Raw genomic sequence first — 17,522 nt, forward strand, 5'->3', positions numbered from 1 at the left:
GTAATTCGGGTATGTCAGAGAACGAGCCGCAGCCGCCGGTGTCTCCAGTTGTGGGCACCACCGGCGACGACAGCATCACCACAGGGGACGGTGTAGACCGCGTGAATGGCCACGCGGGCAGCGACACGCTGACCTCTGGGGATGGCAATGACCTTGTCGCCGGCGATATGGTGGGCCGCGAGTGGGTGTTTGTCGACGGGTGTTGGGTCTACAATCCGGATGCCATCATCAACAACGGCGACGCCGAAAACCGCGCCTATGACGATGTGATTTCCACAGGCGCCGGCGATGACGTGGTGCTTGGCAATGGCGGCAATGATGCCCTGTCTTCTGGCGCCGGTGCCGACACGGTGAATGCCGGAACCGGACAGGATACCGTGGACGGCGGGCTGGGCGACGATCTGCTTAATCTCGAAGCTGGCAACGATTTGGCTCAAGGTGGCAAGGGCGCAGACACCATCAATGCCGGAAGTGGCGATGACCTGGTGTATGGCGATTTGGAAAACGGAAACCTGCTGGACGATGGTATGGGGGGGGCGGCCACTTTGGGTCAGCTGGCCCATGACGCGGGCTGGACCACGGATGCGGAAGGCGCATTATCCCAATCGGTGACCACCCAGGTTGGGGAAGTCTACACCATCAGCTTTGAGATGGCCGCCAATTTGTCAGGCGGTGCCACCAGCGGCGGCGTCGAAGTGCTTTGGAATGGCGAGGTCATTGGCACGGTTGGCACCACTTCTGGCGTGTTTGAAACCCACACCTTTGAGGTGACCGGTAGCGGGGACGCAGGCGGATTGACCCTGCGCGAAGTGGCCCCAGCCGACAGCGGACCAGACATCAATATGGACGGTCCCATATTTAGCTACATCAAGGAGGTCACCGTTGGCGGAGACACGGTGGAGGTGGCCGCCTTTGCGCCGGGGCAGTCCAAGCTGTTTCAGATGATCGACGGTCAGTTAAATGTGTTTGACCCGGAAACCGAGCAATATGAAGTGGCCGGAGACCCAACCGGTCTGCGCATCAATGCCATTGGGTTCAACACCGAAGATGACCTGATTTACGGCATCGCCAAAGCCAACGGTGTGGACACGTTGGGCAACGCCGTGTCGATCCGCGACTTGGTTATGGTGGACGCGGAAGGCCAAGCTTACCGCGTGGGTGAAACGCCGGTGGCTGACTATGTGGGTGATTTCGACGACGTTGGGAACCTTTGGACTTTCCAAAGCAGTTTGAACCGCGTCACAATGATAGATGTGAACAATTTGGACGCCACCGGAAATCCCGTGGCGACCAATTTTGATTTGCCCAACGCCCTATTTGGCGGGCGCACCTATGACGTGGCCTATAACGCCAAGGATGGCGCTTTTTACGCAGTGGAGTCCCCTGGCCGCAACGGCGAACCTGGCGCGGTGCACCGGATCGACCTATCCGATGTGCCCAGCGGCGGCGCGCCGCACATAACATCGGTGGATATCACGGCGACGCTTTATGACGACGGCATGACGGCGGGCATGCCCAAAGGCGCTTATGGCGCAGTGTTCCTGGATGGCGATGGAAACCTCTATTTTGGCCTGAATCGCGGCGACCACGATCTTGACGGCACCACCGGCGCCTCTGGTGGAATTTACCGGGTTGAGGTGGATTGGGCAGACGGGGCGGCCTATGCGGAGTTTATGGCCGAGGCGCAAAGCACAGGCAGCAACGACGGCGCAGTGGACCCACGCGCCCCCGATCCCTTTGCCCCGATTGATCCGGAAGGCACAGTCCTGATCCGGGACCCTGCTGTGGTTAGTATCAACGGTGGCAACGACAAGCTGCGAGGCGGTGAGGGCAACGACACTCTGATGGGTGGTGGTGGCGACGACACCCTGCACGGAGGCACTGGCAACGACTTACTGCATGGTGACACAGGAGCGGACCAAATTTTCGGCGGCAGCGGTAATGACACAGCCACAGGAGGCACGGGATCGGACAAGATTATCCTTGGCGCGGGCAATGACGCAGGCGACGGCGGCGAAGGGCACGATTTCCTCCATGGCCGTCACGGCAACGACATTTTGGACGGCGGGGCAGATGCGGACAAACTGGTTGGAGGCGATGGCGCAGACACGCTCCATGGTGGCGACGGCAATGACCACCTCTGGGGCGGCAACTGGTGGCAAGACGGCGACGCGGACACCTTTGTCACACACTCGGGCGGTGGACGCGACATGATCCACGACTTTGAGGTGGACCACGATGTGATTGATCTGAGTAGCTATGGCCTTCAATACACCGACTTACAGGCCCACATCCAAGATCAAGGCTGGGCCACGGTGATCGACCTAAGTGCGCTCACTGGGGGAGTCAGCGGCGATCGACTTATCCTGAAGTCTGTTGATCCGGGTGATTTGGACGAAAGCAATTTCCTACTGTGAGGTGACCATGCCACATCGGTTTCAGGAGGGGGCGGACGTCGCTCCTTCGACATTTGCGTCGATTGCCCCCCTCAATCACATGCGTCGGCTGATCTTTCCGCTGCTTGCGCTCAGCGCCATATCCAACCTTGCCATACTTGTGAGCCCAATCTTCATGATGCAGGTGCTGGACCGCGTTCTGCCAACCGGGAACACGCACACATTGATTTTGCTGCTTGGTATGGCCGCACTCGCACTTCTGCTACAAGCCGTGGTTGACACATTGCGAGATCTCAGCTTGCAGCGCACAATGCACTGGTGTGAGCGGCTTTGCGCACCTGTTGTGTTATCGCAACCAAGCAATCTCCAAGAGGGCTTGCTGACTTCGGTGGCTCATCTCAAACGTGCCTTGGCGGGACCGGCAGCACGCGCAGCGCTCAGCCTACCCTGGCTTCCTGTGTTCACTCTTGTTTTGTGGGTTATTCATCCGTGGTTTGCCGGGCTGGCCGCCACTCTGATCGCGATTGCGGCGGCAATTCGGCTCACATCCAACTCCAGCAGCAAGGCCATACAGCTCGATTTGTCCAGCGCCAGGAATCAAGAAATGTGCACACTGAAAGACGCACAATCCTTGGCCGTACAGCCAGCCATCACCGGTTTGGCGCACAATGTCCTTCAGCGTTTTGTCAGCACGCTAAGCCAACGCAGTCGGCTGGAAGACAAACTCACGCCAATAGAGGTCACAACAGCAGGATTAGAAACCTTTTTAAGAAACCTGACACAACTCCTCGGCTTAAGTGTGGGCGCAGCTCTGGTTGTCGATGGCAGCCTCAGCGCAGGTGGCATGATCGCAGCCAGCTTAATCCTCACCAAAACAGTTGCCAGCTTTGAGGCGGCCATCGGCAGCATCCCAGATCTTATTCAGGCCACCCGCGGGTTTGCCACCCTGCAAAAGGTACCAGCAATGCGCTCTTCAGAAGGAACAGAAATTGCTGACTTGAACGGCAGCTTGCGATGTGAGGGCGTGATTTTCCCGAAAGGTGGCGGCGCCCCGCCGCGCTTGGATCGGATCACCTTTGACCTGCCATCTGCCCGCTGCCTCGCCATTGTGGGGGCATCAGGCAGTGGCAAAACCACCCTCCTGGAGGCCTTGGCCGGCGTGGTTCCCTGCCCGATTGGTACGGTTTGGCTGGGCGAAACGGAAATTCGAACGCTGCCACAACACAGCCAAGCCGCACATATTGGCTATTTGCCGCAACAGGCTCAGCTCTATCACGGCTCTTTGGCACAAAACATTTGTGGATTTGCCAGCAAAGCCACGGACGCAGAAATTATCACGGCGGCACAAACCGCCGGAGTGCACGGGTTGATTTCCGCCTTGCCGAACTCTTATGACACCGACATCGGCGCCACGCCGTTTGTATTATCGGCGGGCCAAAAGCAGCGGGTCGCACTGGCCCGTGCAATTTTTCACCGCCCCAGCTACCTCTTTCTTGACGAACCCAATGCTTTACTGGACGCCGCCGGTGAGCGGCAGCTATGCGCTGCTCTGGCCCGACTAAAAAACCAAAACACCACCATAGTGATGGTTATTCATCGGTCGGGATTGATGGGGCTGGCCGACCATGTGTTGGCGTTGGAAAGCGGGCGCATCGCTGACTTCGGCCTGCGCAGTGACGTGTTAGGTCGAATGAGTGGCGGCAGACGTCGCCTTGAAGTGCCATTACAACCCACCAGCTTGCAAGATCTGGCTGATTGGATTGGCGCGCAGTTTAATCGCAGCAATGATGCAGACCTGTGTCAGCGCGCGGAACTGGTTGCCAGTGAGCTGTTCAACCTCGCGATGGCCTCTGGCCCAAACGATGCACCAAGGACAGCAGTGTATCATTTCAAATTTCTCAATGACCGCAGTTGTGAAATCACGCTGACTGAAAACCGGGTCACCCAAGCCGACCAGAAGATGCAGAAGGTTTCACGTCTGTTGCATCAATCTGAAGCGCCAATGGCCGACCTCCCCCGTGATGAAGCCGCGTTGGCCGTACTCACCCTGATGAGTGACGGGTTTGACGTTGAAAACGTGGACGGCCAGGCTGTTTTCCGCGCCGCCATTTCCACACGCCCCATGGCGGTCAATCGGATGGCAACCCATTGACTCCGGTGGTCTCCCCCCCGCCTTGCGAAGAGGCTGACAGCTTGCCTCGCCAAATTACGCGGCCGCTTTGGTTCGGGTTTTTGTCGTTGTCGATCAGCATTGTTGTGTTTGTTTTATGGTCCACCATGGCCCCGCTCGCCACATCGATCCCCGCCAGTGGGCATTTGGATGCGCGGCGGCCAAGCTTGGACATTCAGCACCAATTTGGCGGCAAAATCGCCGAAGTGCATGTGGTGCCACACACGACGGTCGTAAAGGGTCAGCTTTTGATCCGGCTGGACGTGACAGATGCAAAAGCGGAACTGGCAGAAGTGCACGCGGCTTTGGCGCCGATGCAAGAAGAACGCACCGTTCTTGGCGCGGCCTTGAACAACACCTTGCATGAAACCTCCAGTTCCATTGGCACGCAAACCGAACTGGCTCATGCGCGTATGAAAAACATGCAGGATGCGCTGCAAATGCGCGCGGATATGACCACAGCGTTGGAAGCTGCTCTCCGGCAACGCGCAAAGCGCCTTCGGACCAGCCTAGATTATCTCGATGCGCGACGGCGATCCATGGACATGCGGTTGGAGCGCTACGTCACATTGGCCGCGCAGGGGGCTTTGAGAACTGCCGAAATCGACGCCCTAAAAGAGGCCATTTTGGGTGTTGAATCAGGAATGGCGCGCGAGCAGGCCGAACTTGTTTCGCTGGAAAGTCAGGCCACCCAGGCCAGACTGCAAGTGGCGCGCGAAAAACTGGAGTTTCGCCAGCGGATATTGGATCGCCAAGCACAGTTGGAAGAGGACATTCCCCGCTTGAGGCTACAGATCCTGCGGCTGTCCGCACAGATCGCACAAGCCGACATCGTTGCACCCGACGACGGCGTTATCGCTGCATTTCCTTATGATACGGAAACGATGGTGGTGCCAAAGGGGGAGACTGTGCTGACCTTGGCGCGACCCAACGGGGATTTGGATGTGGCTTTTGTGGCATCCCCACAGGCCATTGACCAGCTTCGCGTGGGCATGGAGGGGGTTCTGACCGTCACAAGCCTGCCGCAACGGAACCATCCCAAAGTGCGGGTGATCTTGACGTCGCTGTCCCCGGAAGCGCGACGCAATTCAGACGGCGCGGTTATGGGCTATGACGGGATTGCGATAATAAACGATGAGGACCAGGCGGCGTTGCGAGCGGAGATGGGCGACCGACTGACTTTGGCGCAAGACATGCCGGTGCACCTTGTTTTTACCGGGCGGCATTTGACCTTTGGGGACTATTTGGTGGGGCCTTTTTTACGGTTTTTGAGCCAAGCCATGCAGGATTGATGTAAGACTTGCTGACCGCGACGGCTGCAACAGTTCAAAAACAGAAGAGCAACTCACTGTCAGCCCGCCTCGCAATCGTGCTCCGCCATATGACCATCCAGTCCTGCACACATCAACTCCCGAAGCGGACGCCATTCGGTCACTGGGACCACACGCTGTTGTAACAGGAAGTGCCGGAAGAAATTCCCCGCTCCAACAACTTGCGCAGGCCTTCGTCAGCGCATAGCTCTAACCGCATGATCACTGCTTTACGCCTGACCAATTTATCCTTGCTGATCTTATTTCCCATCGCGTGGTTTGCACCACTGATGCGTGCAGGTTTGCTGCCTTTGTTTGGACTGAGCGAAATCTCCATTGTGTCCGGCCTGCAATCTTTATGGGACACGGATGTGGCCCTGGCATTGCTGGTGACGTTTCTGGCTATATTTGCGCCGTATATGAAGGTGATCGGGCTTGCCTTGATCCAGTTTGGCATGATGCGGCGCAAGGTTCTGCCGGCGCTGGAATGGCTTGGCAAACTGGCAATGGCGGATGTGTTTTTGATCGCACTCTACATTGTGATTGTGAAAGGTGCCGGACATGTCACGGTAGAGACCGGATGGGGGCTCTACCTGTTTACCTTCTGCGTTTTGGCCTCGTTGGCGATTAGTCATTTGACCCGCAAGCGGTAGTGGTCCAAAACAAGAACATGGCAAAGAGCAAAACCCAATTCAGCTGTTCCAGTTGTAACGCACAGTTCTCAAAGTGGTCCGGTCGGTGTGAAAACTGCGGCGAGTGGAACACCATTGTCGAAGAAGCGCCGTTTGGCGCGGGGCCTGCGGGCTCCTCTCTCGGCGCGGTCAAAGGGCGGCGGATCGAGCTGTCAGATCTGCGCACCGAAGAAGCGCCTCCCCCGCGCACTTTAAGTGGCGTGAAGGAACTCGACCGGGTGTTGGGGGGCGGACTGGTGCCTGCAAGCGCCATTTTGGTGGGCGGCGACCCTGGCATTGGCAAATCCACCTTGCTCCTGCAAGCGGCAGCGCGGTTTGCGCGGCAAGGTGTAAAAACGATCTACGTAAGTGGTGAGGAAGCCAGCGCACAGGTCCGCATGCGGGCACAGCGACTGGGTTTGACCGAAAGCCCGGTTCTTTTGGCCGCCGACACAAATTTACGTGACATCCTGACCACCTTGGAGGCGGAAAAACCGAAGCTGGCCATCATCGATTCCATTCAGACTATGTGGAGCGACTCGGTTGCCAGTGCGCCCGGCTCTGTCAGCCAAGTGCGGGCAGCAGCGCATGAGCTCACCACGTTTGCCAAACGCAAGGGCATGGCCATTGTGCTTGTGGGACACGTCACCAAGGACGGGCAAATTGCCGGCCCGCGTGTTGTGGAACATATGGTCGACACCGTGCTTTATTTCGAAGGCGAGCGTGGGCATCAGTTTCGGATATTGCGCGCCGTAAAAAACCGCTTTGGCCCGGCGGATGAAATTGGTGTGTTTGAAATGACCGGGCGGGGTCTGGCCGAAGTGGCCAACCCAAGCGCTCTGTTTCTTGCAGATCGTGGTGCTCCCACGCCCGGCAGTGTGGTTTTTGCCGGCATAGAAGGCACCCGCCCCGTGCTGATTGAATTGCAGGCCCTGGTCGCCCCGTCACCGCACAGCCAGTCGCGGCGCACCGTTGTAGGCTGGGACAGCGGACGGCTTGCGATGATTCTCGCGGTGTTAGAATCACGCTGTGGAATTCCCTTCGCGGGGCTGGATGTGTACCTGAATGTGGCGGGAGGCATGAAAATTTCGGAGCCGGCTGCCGACCTGGCGGTTGCGTGTGCGCTGATCTCCGCGCGCGAAGACAGTGCCTTGCCCGCCGAGACCGTGGTTTTTGGCGAAATCAGCCTGTCTGGCGCCCTCCGATCGGTCAGTCAGACGGAAAATAGGTTGAAAGAAGCCCAAAAACTTGGTTTCACATCCGCAATAGCTCCGAAAGGTGGCAAGTCCGCGAAAGTTGAAGGTATCAATCTCAACCGCATTGGGGATTTGGCAAGCTTTGTGGGAGAGGTATTCGGAGCGGCTGACAAGCCAACAGGTAAATGAGTAAATACTGACCGGGGCGGTCAAAGGGGACGGGAATACATGGAAGGCTTCACAATTATTGATGCCGTGGTCGCGGGCGTGATCGTTATCTCAGCACTTCTGGCATACAGCCGAGGTGTTGTGCGCGAGAGTATGGCCATCGCCGGTTGGGTCGCCGCGGCGGTCTTGGCCTTTATGTTTGCAGGCACGATACAGCCGATGGTCAAAGAAATCCCGGTTTTGGGACAGTATTTGTCAGACAGTTGTGAGCTGTCGATTATCGCGGCATTCGCCGGTGTGTTTGCACTGGCGCTGATTGTCGTCTCGCTGTTCACACCGCTGTTTTCCTCCATTGTACAGCGCTCCGCGCTTGGCGGCATTGATCAAGGGCTTGGCTTTATCTTTGGGGTGCTGCGCGGCATCCTATTGGTGGCGATTGCCTTCTTTGTTTATGAGACCGTGATCACCAGCCAATCTGTGGCGATGGTGGATGACAGCCGCTCTGCTGCTGTGTTCAGCCGCATCACACGTCGGATTGATGACCGTGACCCGCAGCAAGCATTGGGTTGGATCACCGCACAATACGAAGAACTTGTGGGCGTCTGCGAACAATAAGCGTTCCCCCACCGAAGATGCACAAGCCCGCGCCACTTGGTTGCGGGCTTTTTGCTGCGCGGCGTTCTGGGCTCTTGTTTGCCAGGCAGTGGAGAGATACCGTCGCAAAAATCGGAATGTTTTGGCAGCTTTACCATGCGACTTTGGATATTCATCACCACTTTGAGTTTAGCGATTTGTGTGTCGTTGGTGATGTATATGCTGCTGCCACCCAACAGGTTGAAATTGGCCGCCGGCTCTCAAGGAGGAGCGTATACGCTAATGGCGGAGCGCTATCAGGAGGTCCTGGCCCGCGATGGCATTGACGTGCAAATTGTGCACACCAATGGATCGGTGGACAATGCGGAGTTGATCTCCAAAGATTTGGTGGATGCGGCATTTTTGCAGGCTGGGGTTGGCGTGACCGATGGCACCGCGGAATCGATTGGTGGCGTGTTTTACGAGCCAATGATTTTCCTGGCACACAGCGGCCATGACATACCTGAAAATCCGGCCTTATGGCATGACCTCACAATTGCCGCAGGAAAACGTGGCTCTGGCACTGCGGTGGCTTTTGCGGACTTTCAGGACGCGGTTGGCATGGACAAAAGTGCCAACACACTGGTTGATGTTGGTTATTCACAGGCAATTTTTGCGTTGCGCGCTGGCGACATCGATATGGCCTTCTTTGTCAGCAGCATCGAAGCGCCCTATTTGAGGCAAGCTTTTGGCTATGAGGACATCGACATTTTGCACCTGTCTTACACAGATGCAATTGCGCGGCATTTGGATTACGCCGATCTGGTCGAGGTGCCCACGGGCGGCGTATCGCTGAACCCAGTCCAGCCCAGCGAGGCGCGGCAGCTTTTGGCACTAAAGGCGCAGTTGGTGATTGATCCCAATTTGCATCCGGCTCTGGTGAACCGGCTGACCATGGCGGCCAAGGAGCTACACCGCGGGCATGATGTGTTGACCCCGCGAGACACGTTTCCCGAACCACGTGGTATTGGCATCCCAGAAAACAACGTGGCGCGGCAGTTGATCGAAGACGGGCCAAGCACGTGGCACAACCTGTTGCCCTATTGGATGGCCGCGCAGGTTAATCGGCTGTTTTTATTGACCTTGCCGATCCTGTTTTTATTGCTGCCTCTTCTGCGAGTGCTGCCAATGATGTACGCCTACTTTCGGGGGTGGCAGGTGTGGAAGCACTACGGTCGCATTCGAGAAATTGAGGCGCAGATGGGACCGCGATCCAATGCAACTGAACTGGCCGATATGGCGGAAGAGTTGGATGTTGTTGATCACCGGATTTCACAATTGAAATTGCCACCGGCGTACCGCCAAACCGCCTATCACGCGCGCATGCACATTGATTTGGTGCAAAAGCGGATCAAACATTTAGAGTTGCAACTAAGCTAAGCTGCCAGCAAGGAGTTCCCCATGGACGGCACAACAGAAGCCCAACTGTTTTCCGGTATTTTCAGTGCTGTAATCATTGGCGGGTTGGCCGGGTGGCTGGCTGGCAAAATGGTGCGCGGCGGAGGGTTTGGCTTAATCGGCAATGTGATCCTCGGGATTGGCGGGGCCATTTTGGCCAATTTTGTATTACCGTTCCTGGGGTTCTCGTTTGGCGGCGGCTTCTTTAGTTCTATTTTTCAATCGATGCTGGGCGCTGCGGTGGTGCTGATCCTGATCCGGTTGGCGAAAAAGGCTTAAACGAGAGATTGGCGCGGCTTTTGTGATCCTTTCGTGACATGCCCGTCATGAGCCCTTAAGAGAGGCCTAGCACGAGAACAGGATTCGGAGCTTCCCTGTGGACAGTGGTTTTATCCACCCTTTTAGCTGGCGCAAACCGCGCACAGTGAACCCTTGTCCACCCGCGATGCCCGACATGCTGACTTGCACCGTTGGTGCCTCGTTGCGCAGCCTCACTCAAATTAGCCTAACCTGACAAAGGGAGCCCTGCCTGTGTGCGGAATTTTGGGGATCGCCAACCGAAACCATGACGTCTTTGGAGAGATCTATGATGGTCTTCTGATGTTGCAGCACCGTGGGCAAGATGCCTCAGGTGTGGTGACCTACACTGGGGGCTACTTTCGTGAACGCAAGGCCAACGGTTTGGTCAAAGATGTGTTCCAACCGTCTGATGCTGATACGCTGACCGGGCGCGTCGGGATGGGGCATGTGCGCTATCCGACGGCGGGCAGCCTGTCCGCATCGGAAGCACAGCCGTTTTTCGTGAACGCCCCTTATGGCATTTACCTGGTGCACAACGGCAATATCACCAACACTGAGGCGCAGCGCGAAAAGGTGACCGGCAAATACAGCCGCCATCTGCGCACCACCAGCGACAGTGAGATCCTTCTGAACGTGCTGGCCGACAAAGTTGCTGACGCCATCAAGGTGAATGGCAGCGCCGATGCGATCCGCAATATCTTTGCTGGTGTAAAGATGACGATGGAGCGCGTACAAGGCGCCTATTCCGTGGTGTGCTTGATCGCTGGCGTGGGCATGTTGGCGTTCCGCGACCCGCATGGCATCCGCCCTCTGTCCGTCGCACGACGGGATGCGGACGGCGACGGGGATGATTATGCCTTTGCCTCTGAGGATGTGGCGTTTGGCATCAACGGCTTTGACAAAATGCGCGACCTGAAGCCAGGGGAGGCCATGCTGGTCGACCTCAATGGCAACCTGCATGAGTTCCAGGCGGTGGAGGGCAAACTGACGCCTTGTATTTTTGAGTATGTCTATCTGGCGCGTCCTGACAGCGTGCTCGACGGCGTGTCTGTCTATCAGGCGCAGATCCGCATGGGCAAAACCTTGGCAAAACAGATTTCCGCCAGCGGGTTGGACATCGATGCGATTATTCCGGTGCCAGACAGTGCCCGTCCTGTAGCGCTTGAGGTGGCCAATATCACTGGCATCCGCTACCGCGAAGCACTGGTGAAAAACCGCTATGTGGGTCGGACGTTTATTATGCCGGGTCAGGAAGAACGGCAAAAATCTGTGCGCCGCAAGCTGAACGCTATTCCGCGCGAGATGGCGGGCCGAAACATCCTGTTGATCGACGACAGCATCGTGCGCGGCAACACCATCAAAAAGATTGTACAGATGTGCCGCGAAGCGGGGGCGAAGAAGGTCTACATCGCTTCGGCCTCTCCACCTGTGGCCAATCCAAACGTCTATGGCATCGACATGCCGACCAAGCATGAGCTTATTGCAAACGGCAAAACCACGGATGAAATCCGTGAAGAGCTGGGCGCAGATGCGTTGTTCTATCAGGACCTCGAGGATCTGATCTGGGCGGCCAAAGAAGGCAACCCAGAGATCGAGCGATTTGATTGTTCTTGCTTTGACGGCAAGTACATCACCGGCGGTGTGACCCCGGAATATCTGGCCGCTTTGGAAGGCAGCAGCCGTGTGAGCAAAAAGATCGAAGAGGCGCCAACTCCTGGCGCAAGCTGGAACAGCGCCTCTGTGGCGCCGTCTCAGGGCTGAGCGCGTGAACCTGCTGGCGCTGGACAGCCGCTGGCAGCGGTTCAACGATGAAAACTGGGTCTGCCCCTGTTGTGGGCAGACCTTTTCCGGCGTGTTTGACATTGGTTTTGACCATCCGGATTGCTGGCCGCATGACAGCCCGCGCGATCTCAGGCAGTCTGAGCTTCAAGTGGGTGACGACAAGCTCTCTGGAGACCTATGCCGTTTTCAAGAACATCGTTTCCTTTGCAGCCTCCTGTCGCTACCGATCAAAGGCAGCGACGAGGCGCTTGAACTTGCTGTCTGGGCCAGCGTGACGCCGGACACGTTCTATCGCTATATTGATTTTGCCACGGGTGAAACTTTGGAGTTCGCCTCCAGCCTGGCATCGCTGATGAATGATCTGCCACTGTTTGGCAATGTGGCCCCCATTGGCTGTGAAATCCGGCAAGGTGAAGAGGGGCAGCGCCCTCGCCTCTTCGCCATCGAAGGCCCACTTGCACAAGCGCAGGCAGAAGGTATTTCGTTTGATCAACTGCTGGATATTTACGCGGCCACCGGCACAGAGGTGCGCGCACACCTGATGGGCTGAATCTTGCCACATCTGCCTATTTTCTTAGGCAATGCGCCGCCTGTTTAGCCGTCCTTAACTATAAATGCGCTAGGCCTGTCTGGCGGCTCACGACCCACCCCTTATATAGCCGCCACCGCTCACAAACACAGGCAGTATCATGTCCTCCAAGACTCCTTCCCACGTGGCTGCGCAGGCCACGCAAACCGGCGTGTTGAAAAACCGCTCTCGCCTCACCTTGATTGGCGTGATGGGTAGCCAGAAAAATCCACGCGCCCTTTTGATGACCGCTGGAGGCAAAACCCTGCGGGTTGAACTGGGTGATCGCACGCCGTCTGGCAAAGTGGTTGCCATTGGCGAAGACAATATTGTTCTGAATGCAGGACACGGCACCACGCGTTTGTCGATGCCCAACTAACACCCTTCATTGAGCCCAAAATTTCCTTGGGGAAATTGGCTCAACTCGGCTAAGACGGGCAGCCCCTCCCCTCCATTGGGTGCCCCCCTGCGACGCGCTTGCCTCTTGACCTTGTGCCGCTTTGGACGCAAAGCAAGACGCATGAGTGATACGTCCAACACCCCCGACGCCTCCGGCGAAAAAATCGCGCTGATCACCGGCGCATCCCGTGGCCTTGGCGCCGCTTTTGCAGAGGCGCTTGTGCCAGCATACCACGTGGTGGCCGTGGCGCGCACAACAGGTGCATTGGAAGAGCTGGACGATCGCATAAAGGCCAAAGGTGGCAAAGCCACCCTAGCGCCAATGGACATCACCAACGCGGACGCCATGGCGCAGCTCTGCCGATCGATCCATGATCGCTGGGGCAAGGTGGATTTGTGGATCCACACTGCCGCTCATGGGGCGCCCTTAACCCCAACCGATCACATCGATGCCAAAGACTGGCAAAAATCCTTGTCGATCAACGTAGACGCCGTGGGTCGGTTGATCCCTTTCATGAGCCCGCTATTGGGGGATACCGGCCAGGCTGTATTCTTTGAAGACAACCACGCCGGTGAGAAGTTCTTTGGGTCTTACGGCGCCACCAAGGCCGCGCAAATCGCCCTGGCCAAAAGCTGGCAAGCCGAAACCACCAACATTGGCCCGACAGTGTCGGTTCTCAGCCCGCGCGGCATGCCAACCGGCACACGTGCGCGTTTCTTCCCGGGCGAGGACAAAGACAGTCTTGTGCATCCCCGCGAGGAAGCGGCACGGTTGATGGCCGAGATTGGCCTTTAACGCCCCATAAGCTGGCAACACCGCAACGGTTGTCGCCAGCGACTCCACGTGGCTTGCCCCCTTAGCACGGCTCCACTAGACAGGATGTCAGCAGAAATTGGGGCAGGCACATGCGTATTCTCATCACCAATGACGACGGTATCAACGCGCCGGGATTGACGGTTCTGGAGCGGATTGCTGCAGAACTGGCTGGACCAGATGGCGAAGTGTGGTGTGTGGCACCTGCGTTTGAGCAATCCGGTGTGGGCCATTGTATCAGTTATACCCACCCGACCATGATTGCGCAGATGGGCGAGCGCCGTTTTGCCGCTGAAGGCAGCCCGGCAGATTGTGTTTTGGCTGGTGTGCATGACGTGATGAAAGATGCACCACCTGAGATCATCTTGTCGGGTGTAAACCGAGGCAATAACTCTGCTGAGAACGCGCTCTATTCCGGCACTTTGGGGGCGGCGATAGAAGGCGCCCTGCAGGGCATTCCGTCATTTGCGCTTTCACAGTTTCTTGGGCCGAAGAACTTCACGGCGGAAGATCCATTTGAGGCCGCTGGCGTTTTTGGCGCGGACGTTGTGCGTAAGATATTGGATGCTAACCCAAGCAACGATCACGCCTATGGCCTGTTTTACAACGTAAACTTCCCACCTGTGATGGCGGCGGACGTGCAAGGGGTACGGGTTGTGGCCCAAGGCCTGCGCACAGGCACGCGGTTCTCAGTGGAGCCGCACAACGCGCCGTCTGGCCGGCGTTTCTTGTGGGCTAAAGGCGGTGATCAAACAGTTATGACCAGTGAAGGCACCGACGCAGAAGCCAATTTAAACGGGTATATCTCGGTCACACCGATGCGCGCAGACCTTACGGCACATGATACGCTGGCGGCGTTGAAAGGCATTGAATGATCGACCCTGACGCGCTGGCACAACGCAAAATGCAGTTTCTGTTTGCCTTGCGCTCGCGTGGGGTGACGGATCAGGCCGTGCTCACGGCGATGGAAGAAGTCGACCGGGGTCTGTTTGTACGCGGTCTGTTTGCGGAACGGGCGTATGAAGACACGCCGCTGCCAATCGCCTGTGGCCAGACCATTTCTCAACCCTCCGTGGTTGGGTTGATGACGCAGGCCTTGGAAGTGACGTCGCGTGACAAGGTGCTCGAGGTTGGCACTGGTTCCGGCTATCAGGCTGCGATCCTGAGCCACTTGGCACGGCGGGTCTACACGGTAGACCGGCACAAGCGTTTGGTGCAGGAAGCACGCGGCGTGTTTGACCAATTGGGGATCGTGAACATCACCTCACTGATCTCCGATGGCAGTTTTGGGTTACCGGATCAGGCCCCATTTGATAAGATCATTGTCACAGCCGCCGCAGAAGACCCACCAGGCCCCCTCTTGGCGCAATTGAAGATCGGCGGTATCATGGTGGTGCCCGTGGGTCAGTCGGATGCGGTACAGAGCCTCATTCGGGTGCGCAAAACCGAAAATGGGCTGGACTATGACGAATTGCGCTCCGTGCGTTTTGTGCCTTTGCTCGAAGGCGTCGCACGCGAGAATGACTGATTTTAAAGCGCTTTCCCCTTGGAAATCGGGGATGGCTTGCCCATTTGGGAACATAACGTAGCGAATAACAAAGCGGCTTGGCACCAGACCCCCGCACGCAGGGCGCCGCATGTGAGGACATCGAGATGGCAGTTTTCTCGTCTAAAAACACCCGATGGATTGGCGCAGGTTTTGCGCTGACCGTTATGAGTGGGTGTTTGGACACTTTGGATTACGACTTACGCGGCGACATCGGCGGCGGGTTGGACACAACGACAGCGGCCCAAACCGCAACAGCGCAGCGCCCGGAACCGGATGATCGCGGCGTGATCTCTTACCCAAGCTACCAAGTGGCTGTGGCCAAACGCGGCGACACGTTGGCAGACATCTCTCAGCGCGTCGGCATTCCGGCCGAAGAGCTGAGCGAAACCAACGGTATCGCACAGCATGTGCAGCTGCGGGAAGGTGAAGTAATCACCCTGCCCCGTCGCGTTGCGGAACCTTCCACAGCACCTGGAGGTGTGGACATCGCCTCTCTGGCCGGGGGCGCGATCAACAACGCCGACACCGCCGTTGAAACGGAGACATTGCAGCCCGCGACCGTTTCGACTTCGCCAGTTCAGACTGGCGTGGAGCCCGTGCGTCACAAGGTGAAGCGCGGCGAGACAGCCTTTACCATTGCGCGGCTTTACAACGTGTCTGTACGCTCGTTGGCAGAATGGAATGGGTTGGGCAGCGACTTCACCATTCGTGAGAACCAAATTCTGTTGATCCCACCCGTAGATCCACAGGCAGAAGCCGAACGCAAAGCCGCTGCAGCGACAGCTGCGGCAACCACTACCAAACCCGGTGAAGGCTCCCCCACGCCAACCCCACCAAGCGCCTCAAAACCGTTGCCGGAAGACAACACTGTTGCGGCGGCCACACCTGTGGCCAAACCGGAAAGCCCAAACTTGAACGAGCAGCAGAGCGCCAGCAAGGCAGCTATGAGCTATCCGGTGTCCGGCAAAGTGATCCGTCCCTACTCCAAGGGCAAAAACAACGGCATTGATATTGCTGCAGCGGCGGGCACACCAGTAACGGCGGCGGCAAATGGCACTGTGGCTGCGATCACCAAAGACGCAGATGACGTGACTATTCTTGTGGTGCGCCACCCCAACAACCTGATGACAGTCTACTACAACGTGGACGGTGTGAAGGTGAAGAAGGGGGCCAGCGTAAAGCGGGGCCAGAGCATGGCAGTGCTGCCTGCGGAGAACAGCTTTGTGCATTTTGAAGTGCGTGAGGGTTTTGACAGCGTCGACCCGGCGCCTTACCTGAAATAACCCGCCCAAGGCGTCGACGTTAGATCAACGCGACGCCTTCACGTCCAGCTAAGTCCACAAAGAACTGCCACGCAACGCGGCCGGAGCGCGCGCCACGTGTGGCTTGCCATTCGATCGCTTCGGCCCGCAGGCGATCTGCGTCGACAGTCACACCATGAGCCGCGCAGTACCCATCGATCATCGCCAGGTACTCGTCTTGGGAACAAGGGTGAAAACCAAGCCAGAGGCCAAATCGATCCGACAGAGAGACTTTCTCTTCGACGGCTTCAGAGGGATTGATCGCAGAGCTGCGCTCGTTTTCGATCATATCGCGGGGCATCAGGTGGCGGCGGTTGGACGTGGCGTAGAACACCACATTTTCGGGCCGCCCTTCGATACCGCCATCCAGCACCGCTTTGAGTGATTTGTAATGTTGATCATCGTGGCTGAAGCTGAGGTCGTCACAGAACAGCAAGAAGCGTTCGTTGCTGGCGCGCAGCAGGTTGAGAAGGCGCGCCACAGACGGCAGGTCCTCGCGTTGCAGCTCAACAATCTTGAGCGGCAGGCCTTCGGCCCGAATTTGGGCATGGACCGCTTTCACGATGGACGACTTACCCATGCCACGCGCGCCCCACAGCAGCGCGTTGTTGGCTGGTAAGCCGCGCGAAAACTGGCGGGTGTTTTCCAAAAGCGTATCGCGGGAGCGGTCGATGCCCACCAGCAGCTCAAGTGACACACGATTAATATTGGTCACCGGCTCTAAACGATCCGGATCGACATGCCAGACAAACCCGTCCGCCACCGCAAAGTCAGGGGCTGCCATAGCGGCCGGCGCCATGCGTTCCAACGCTTCTGCGATGCGGGTCAAAGTGGTGTCATCCATGGCAGGCCTCCGGTCATTTGTGG

The 17,522-nt window shown here is 57.4% G+C and carries 16 protein-coding genes; 15 read left to right on the forward strand and 1 reads right to left on the reverse strand.

Annotated elements, in window-relative coordinates; all coding sequences use genetic code 11:
• Positions 1-11: 11 nt before the first annotated feature.
• The 15 genes from QOL67_RS16815 to QOL67_RS16885 all read left to right on the forward strand — a co-directional run bounded on the left by QOL67_RS16815 (position 12) and on the right by QOL67_RS16885 (position 16,637).
• Positions 12-2,417 (forward strand): calcium-binding protein, encoded by a 2,406-nt coding sequence (locus tag QOL67_RS16815; RefSeq protein ID WP_283427145.1) that lies wholly within the window; start codon positions 12-14, stop codon positions 2,415-2,417.
• Positions 2,418-2,424: 7 nt separating this feature from the next.
• Positions 2,425-4,548: an ATP-binding cassette domain-containing protein gene (locus QOL67_RS16820; RefSeq protein WP_283427146.1), complete on the forward strand. Its 2,124-nt coding sequence runs from the start codon at positions 2,425-2,427 to the stop codon at positions 4,546-4,548.
• 41 nt (positions 4,549-4,589) lie between these two features.
• On the forward strand, positions 4,590-5,858 hold the full coding sequence (locus QOL67_RS16825) for an HlyD family secretion protein (RefSeq protein WP_283427147.1): 1,269 nt from the start codon (positions 4,590-4,592) through the stop codon (positions 5,856-5,858).
• 236 nt (positions 5,859-6,094) lie between these two features.
• The gene (locus QOL67_RS16830) at positions 6,095-6,529 is read left to right on the forward strand and encodes a paraquat-inducible protein A (protein WP_283427148.1); all 435 of its coding nucleotides are present in this window, start codon (positions 6,095-6,097) and stop codon (positions 6,527-6,529) included.
• A gap of 17 nt (positions 6,530-6,546) precedes the next feature.
• The gene (gene radA, locus QOL67_RS16835) at positions 6,547-7,932 is read left to right on the forward strand and encodes a DNA repair protein RadA (protein WP_283427149.1); all 1,386 of its coding nucleotides are present in this window, start codon (positions 6,547-6,549) and stop codon (positions 7,930-7,932) included.
• Positions 7,933-7,971: 39 nt separating this feature from the next.
• Positions 7,972-8,526: a CvpA family protein gene (locus QOL67_RS16840; protein ID WP_283427150.1), complete on the forward strand. Its 555-nt coding sequence runs from the start codon at positions 7,972-7,974 to the stop codon at positions 8,524-8,526.
• A 135-nt stretch (positions 8,527-8,661) separates the two neighbouring features.
• Positions 8,662-9,924 carry a TAXI family TRAP transporter solute-binding subunit gene (locus tag QOL67_RS16845; protein WP_283427151.1) on the forward strand — a complete coding sequence of 421 codons (1,263 nt, stop codon included), beginning with the start codon at positions 8,662-8,664 and terminating at the stop codon, positions 9,922-9,924.
• A gap of 21 nt (positions 9,925-9,945) precedes the next feature.
• Entirely contained in the window at positions 9,946-10,221 is a 276-nt protein-coding gene (locus QOL67_RS16850; protein ID WP_283427152.1) for a GlsB/YeaQ/YmgE family stress response membrane protein, read from the forward strand.
• Between the two features lie 252 nt (positions 10,222-10,473).
• Entirely contained in the window at positions 10,474-12,003 is a 1,530-nt protein-coding gene (gene purF / locus QOL67_RS16855; protein ID WP_283427153.1) for an amidophosphoribosyltransferase, read from the forward strand.
• A 4-nt stretch (positions 12,004-12,007) separates the two neighbouring features.
• Positions 12,008-12,574: a DUF2199 domain-containing protein gene (locus QOL67_RS16860; protein ID WP_283427154.1), complete on the forward strand. Its 567-nt coding sequence runs from the start codon at positions 12,008-12,010 to the stop codon at positions 12,572-12,574.
• A gap of 139 nt (positions 12,575-12,713) precedes the next feature.
• The gene (locus QOL67_RS16865; RefSeq protein WP_283427155.1) at positions 12,714-12,971 is read left to right on the forward strand and encodes a pilus assembly protein PilZ; all 258 of its coding nucleotides are present in this window, start codon (positions 12,714-12,716) and stop codon (positions 12,969-12,971) included.
• Between the two features lie 141 nt (positions 12,972-13,112).
• Positions 13,113-13,787, forward strand: a complete 675-nt coding sequence (locus tag QOL67_RS16870) for an SDR family NAD(P)-dependent oxidoreductase (RefSeq protein WP_283427156.1) — start codon at positions 13,113-13,115, stop codon at positions 13,785-13,787.
• A 110-nt stretch (positions 13,788-13,897) separates the two neighbouring features.
• Complete coding sequence (gene surE, locus QOL67_RS16875) at positions 13,898-14,680, forward strand: 5'/3'-nucleotidase SurE (protein ID WP_283427157.1); 783 nt, start codon at positions 13,898-13,900, stop codon at positions 14,678-14,680.
• Positions 14,677-15,333, forward strand: coding sequence for a protein-L-isoaspartate(D-aspartate) O-methyltransferase (locus QOL67_RS16880; RefSeq protein ID WP_283427158.1), 657 nt, complete (start codon positions 14,677-14,679; stop codon positions 15,331-15,333). Before surE ends, QOL67_RS16880 begins: the two co-directional genes overlap by 4 nt.
• Positions 15,334-15,458: 125 nt before the next feature.
• Entirely contained in the window at positions 15,459-16,637 is a 1,179-nt protein-coding gene (locus QOL67_RS16885) for a LysM peptidoglycan-binding domain-containing M23 family metallopeptidase (RefSeq protein ID WP_283427159.1), read from the forward strand.
• Positions 16,638-16,656: 19 nt separating this feature from the next.
• On the opposite strand, the gene QOL67_RS16890 is transcribed toward QOL67_RS16885, so the two are convergent.
• Positions 16,657-17,499, reverse strand: coding sequence for an ATP-binding protein (locus tag QOL67_RS16890; RefSeq protein ID WP_283427160.1), 843 nt, complete (start codon positions 17,497-17,499; stop codon positions 16,657-16,659).
• Positions 17,500-17,522 lie beyond the last annotated feature (23 nt).

This window comes from Shimia sagamensis (assembly GCF_900182745.1).
GTDB classification, from domain to species: Bacteria; Pseudomonadota; Alphaproteobacteria; order Rhodobacterales; family Rhodobacteraceae; genus Shimia; species Shimia sagamensis.